Below are 4,592 nucleotides of genomic sequence, written 5' to 3' on the forward strand. Positions count from 1 at the left end.
GTGGTCCGCACCGTGGTGCACGACACCAGCACCGGCGTGCCGGGACAACGGCGTGCGCGACCCGGGTGACACGGGGACGACGAAGACGCCAACTCTTGGCAGGTACCTGCCTTTCTGGCCGGGTGCGGGCCCATACTCGTGGCGTCCACCGCCGCACCACCCCACGCCCCGGCCGCCGCGAGGAGACCCAGGACCCATGGCACACCTGACCCGCCGCGCAGTCGTCACCACCGCCCTGGCCACCGCCGCCGCCGGCGCCCTCGTGCCCGCCCAGGCGGCCACCGCCGCGCCCGTCCGCCGTCGCGGCCCGCGCCCTCTGGGCCAGGCGCACGCCCACAACGACTACCTGCATCCGCGCCCTCTCCTGGACGCGCTCGCACACGGGTTCACCAGCGTCGAGGCGGACGTCTTCCTCGTGGACGGGGAACTGCTCGTCGCCCACGAGCCCGCCGCGCTCGACCCGTCCCGCACCCTCACCTCGCTGTACCTGGACCCGCTGTCGGAGCTGATCCGGGCCAACCACGGCACGGTGTACGCCGGACACCGCTCACCCCTGCGGCTGCTGATCGACATCAAGGCCGACGGCGCCGCCGCCTACCACGCCCTGGACCAGGTGCTGCGCCGCCACCACGGAATGCTGACCCGCTCCGTCGGCGGCAGGGTCCACGCCGGGGCGGTCACCCCGGTCGTCTCCGGCGACCGTGCCGCCCGCGCCCCCATGGAGGCCCAGCCGATCCGGTACGCCTTCTACGACGGCAGGCTCGACGACCTGGGCGGAGCCGCACCGGCCTCCTTCGCCCCCCTAGTCAGTGCCGACTGGACCAAGTACTTCGCCTGGCGGGGCACGGGCCCCTTCCCCGCCGCCGAGAGGCGACACCTGCGCACCCTCGTGGGCGCGGCGCACCGCGAGGGCCGGCGGGTCCGCTTCTGGGCCACCCCCGACACGGCCGGGCCGGCACGGGACGCCGTGTGGGCCGAACTCCTCGCCGCAGGCGTCGACCACCTCAACACCGACGACCTGGCCGGGCTCGAGGCATTCCTCCGGCAACGTGACGGCGGAAGGCCCTGACCGCGTCGGCGGCGGGCGGCGTGACTACCCAGCGTCAACACCCGTTCGGCGGACCCGCCGGTCCGCCGAACGGTTCCCGGGCTGCGCCACACTGGCGGCCGAAAGCCGCGATCCAGGCGCGGCGGAGGAGGTTGGCCATGGCCATTTCGATCTCGTTGGTGTTGTTGCTGCTGGTCCTCGCGGCGATCTTCCTGCGCAACGGAGGGCTCAAGCTCTCGCACGCCATCGTCTGCGCCCTCCTCGGCTTCCTGCTGGCCAGCACGAGCATGGCACCCACCATCCACCAGGGGATCACCGCCACCGCGGACGTGGTGAGCGGCCTCAGGCCCTGACTCCGCGGGCCGTGACTCATCACCTCTGGCTCCACCCATCCTCCGGGTACGGGAGAATGGCCCCGATCGCGGCAGAGCGATGCACGTGACCGGTCCGGGACGATGACCTCGTCGGCGGACCCGCACGCGCTCTGCCTGGCACGGCCGGGCCCCGACCGTTCCTCGCCTCGTACCTGGAGAACGCAGCGATGTCATTCCCGCCACCCGGCCGGCAGTCGGGAGCCGCCCACCACGAGTACTGCAACAACGCGCTCTGCTGCCGCTGCCAGCAGCGGCAGTGGACGACGAGACTGGGCGACGAGCGTCTCTGCGGCCTCTGCGCCGCCTGCTGCCGCGACTGCGGCCGGGCGCCCGCGCCCCACCTGGACGGACTCGACGACGGGCTGTGCGCGCAGTGCCGCGGGGTCTGCGGCCACTGCCGAGGCCCGCTGCCCGCCGAAGGGCCGTGCGCCTGCCGCAAGTGGAGGGAGCGAGCGGGCGGCGACCCCGTCGCCTACGTCCTCCAGGCCCTGCCCCAGCCACTCGTCCAGGCCCTCGGTCACCGCATGCCCCGTACGGTTCACGACCTGATCCACCGGGAGCTCGCCCGGCGGACCCCCGACCAGCTCCTCGAGCGCCTCGAACGCCGGTGGAACGTCCGCTGGTCGCACGCCCTCCACGAGAAGGACGAGGAGGGCCGGCGCCGCTGGGCTCCCCAGGAGATCGCCGAGGCTCTGGTCGGGCCGGGCTCCTGCTCGAACCCCCAGTGCGAGGACGGCTACCTGCTGGCGACCGACACCCCCTGCGGACGATGCCTGCGCCCCACCCATCGCTTCGTCACCTCGGTGGCCGACCGCACGGCCACCACGGAGCACGCCCGGGCGGCGGCCGCCGGCATCCGGCGGGCACTCGTGGAGGGCCGTTCGGCCAAGCCGGGCGGCAGACGGCCGCAACGCTGACGACGGACCGCGTGGTCCGCCGCCCGCCGGCGCTCATCCCCTGTCGAGTGCCGCACGCACCAGCGCCGCGGCCAGGACGGCGGGATCCTCGCCGTCGGCGAGCCGCGCCAGCTTGTCCGGTGACGGGGGCAGGCCGACCCGGTCCGCCCCCTGGAGCGCCTTCCGGTCGAGGTAGGGCGCGGCTTCGGTCCACAGGTTCTGCGCCTCGCGCAGGAAGATGTCGGCGCCCATGGGGCCCATTCCGGGAAAGCGGCGCAGACCGGCACGGAGCGCGTTCACGTCCCCGTCGGCCTCCCGGCGCAGACGCCGCAGGTCGCCGTGGTACGCGTCGAGCAACAGCTCCGCGCCCTGGCCGAGCTGGGTCGCCGTCCGCTCGTCGTACCGGCGGTAGCCTCCCTCTCCCAGCGCGTCCACCCGTTGCTGCCACGTCGCGTCGGCCATCCGGCGGGGGCTGCGCATCCCGTGCGAGAACAGTGCCCGTGCCGATGCCACCGCCACCGAGGCCCGGATCCGTGCGCTGAGCAGATGGCTCAGCACCAGGAGCTGGTACAGGGGCTGCGGGGTGTCACGCAACCGGATGCCGGCCTCCGCCGCGTACGTGGTGCCGTGCCGCTCCAGCAACGCGACGAGCGTTTCCCGGTCGCTCATGCGAAGCCGAAGATCCTGGCGATGAAGTACCCGGCGACGATCGCGGAACCGAGCAGCACCAAGGCCGCCCAGAAGACGGGATGCTCCCACATCCCGCCGTCGGGGCGCTCCGGGTGCGCCTCGCTGATGGAACCCTCCGCGGGGGGCGTCTCGGTCGGGGGTGTGAGTGAGGTCGGGGTCGGGTGTGTCAGCGAGATAGCCATACCTCCACCATCTCTCCGTCCGCCCGGCACGGCACGTGCTCGGTCGGGGCACCCACACATCCGTACGGAATTTGCGTGTCGAAAGCGCTGCTGGAGGCATGTTCGGGGCACCGTCAAGGAATGCCTGGAGTATCCGCGCCCGCCCCCGTCATCAAACTCGTCCGGCGCAGCACCGAGCCGGCCGCCGCGCAGGTGCTGCGGTCGACAGCCGCCTCCGTCATCGCCTTCGCGGTCGCCCAGTTCGTGCTGCCCGCCCCCCACCCCGCCCCGCTGACCGCGCCGCTCACAGCGTTGCTCGTGGTGCAGGTGACCCTCTACGCGACGCTCACCACAGGCATCCGACGGGTCAACGCCGTCGTGGTCGGGGTACTGATCGCCAGCGGGTTCAGCTCCCTGGTCGGGCTCAGCTGGTGGAGTCTCGGGCTGACGATCTTCACCTCGCTGCTGATCGGGCGGCTGGTCCGGGTGAACGAGTTCGTGCCCGAGGTCGCGATCAGCGCGATGCTGGTCCTCGGCGTCTCCCAGGTCGCCAACACCGCCTGGGAGCGCGTGCTGGAGACCCTCATCGGCGCGGGTGTCGGGCTGCTGTTCAACCTCCTCTTCGCCCCACCCGTGTGGGTGCAGTCGGCGGGTGTCTCCATCGGCGGGCTGGGGGAGCGGATGGGAGAGATGTTCAGGGCCCTCGGCGAGGAGATCGGCGGCAACCACCCCGTCCCGCAGGCCGCCGCCCGGCTGCACGAGGCGCGGCGGCTGGACCACGACATCGTGGAGGTCGACGCCTCCCTGCGGCAGGCCGAGGAAAGCCTGATGCTCAACCCCAGGGTGAGGCAGGGACTGCTCTACCGGGTCGTCCTGCGGACCGGACTCGACACCCTGGAGATCTGCGCCGTGGTGCTGCGCGTGCTCACACGCACGGTCACCGACCTGGCGAAGGCGCGCACCGACGAATCCCTCTTCCCGCAGGACGTGGCCGTGTGCCTCAGGGAGCTGTTCGGCCACATGTCCGACGCGATCGAGGGTTTCGCCGTGATGATCACCACGCCGATCGCCGCCAGTGGTGAGGAGGCCGAGGAGCGACTCGCCGACGCACTCGAACGCAGCCGGGCCACTCGCGACCACGTGGCGGACCTGCTTCTCGAAGACGTGCAGGAACACCCGAGGCAGTGGCAGCTGCACGGGGCCCTGCTCGCGGAGGTCGACCGGATTCTCGACGAGCTGGACATCGACAAGCGCACGGAGCGCCTGGCCGAAGAGCTCGACCGCAGGTCGGCGGAGGTCCACGAGCGCCATCCCCGGCTGCAGAACGCGCTCCGCCGGCTGCGCGGCGCCACGGGCACCACCGGCACGGCCGAGGAGGGCTGAGAGGGCCACGGCGAAGCGCGGAGACCGGGGCTTCCCGGTC

6 protein-coding genes are annotated in these 4,592 nt (G+C 72.6%); 4 read left to right on the forward strand and 2 right to left on the reverse strand.

What is annotated here, in order from left to right; genetic code table 11:
- The first annotated feature begins 196 nt into the window (after positions 1-196).
- The 3 genes from ABZ371_RS29185 to ABZ371_RS29195 all read left to right on the forward strand — a co-directional run bounded on the left by ABZ371_RS29185 (position 197) and on the right by ABZ371_RS29195 (position 2,339).
- Complete coding sequence (locus ABZ371_RS29185; RefSeq protein ID WP_358685130.1) at positions 197-1,069, forward strand: phosphatidylinositol-specific phospholipase C/glycerophosphodiester phosphodiesterase family protein; 873 nt, start codon at positions 197-199, stop codon at positions 1,067-1,069.
- A gap of 137 nt (positions 1,070-1,206) precedes the next feature.
- Complete coding sequence (locus ABZ371_RS29190) at positions 1,207-1,401, forward strand: hypothetical protein (protein WP_358685132.1); 195 nt, start codon at positions 1,207-1,209, stop codon at positions 1,399-1,401.
- A 188-nt stretch (positions 1,402-1,589) separates the two neighbouring features.
- Positions 1,590-2,339, forward strand: coding sequence for a hypothetical protein (locus tag ABZ371_RS29195; protein WP_358685134.1), 750 nt, complete (start codon positions 1,590-1,592; stop codon positions 2,337-2,339).
- A 33-nt stretch (positions 2,340-2,372) separates the two neighbouring features.
- Here ABZ371_RS29195 and ABZ371_RS29200 read toward each other — a convergent pair whose 3' ends face one another.
- Both ABZ371_RS29200 and ABZ371_RS29205 read right to left on the reverse strand, forming a co-directional pair.
- Positions 2,373-2,987: an endonuclease gene (locus ABZ371_RS29200; RefSeq protein ID WP_358685136.1), complete on the reverse strand. Its 615-nt coding sequence runs from the start codon at positions 2,985-2,987 to the stop codon at positions 2,373-2,375.
- Positions 2,984-3,190, reverse strand: a complete 207-nt coding sequence (locus ABZ371_RS29205; protein WP_358685139.1) for a DUF6480 family protein — start codon at positions 3,188-3,190, stop codon at positions 2,984-2,986. The genes ABZ371_RS29200 and ABZ371_RS29205 overlap by 4 nt, the downstream gene beginning before the upstream one ends.
- 120 nt (positions 3,191-3,310) lie before the next feature.
- On the opposite strand from ABZ371_RS29205, the gene ABZ371_RS29210 reads away from it, so the two are divergent.
- A complete protein-coding gene (locus ABZ371_RS29210; protein WP_358685141.1) occupies positions 3,311-4,552 on the forward strand; it encodes an FUSC family protein in 1,242 nt (413 codons plus the stop codon).
- Positions 4,553-4,592 lie beyond the last annotated feature (40 nt).

The organism is Streptomyces sp. NPDC005899 (assembly GCF_040629645.1).
Lineage (GTDB): Bacteria > Actinomycetota > Actinomycetes > Streptomycetales > Streptomycetaceae > Streptomyces.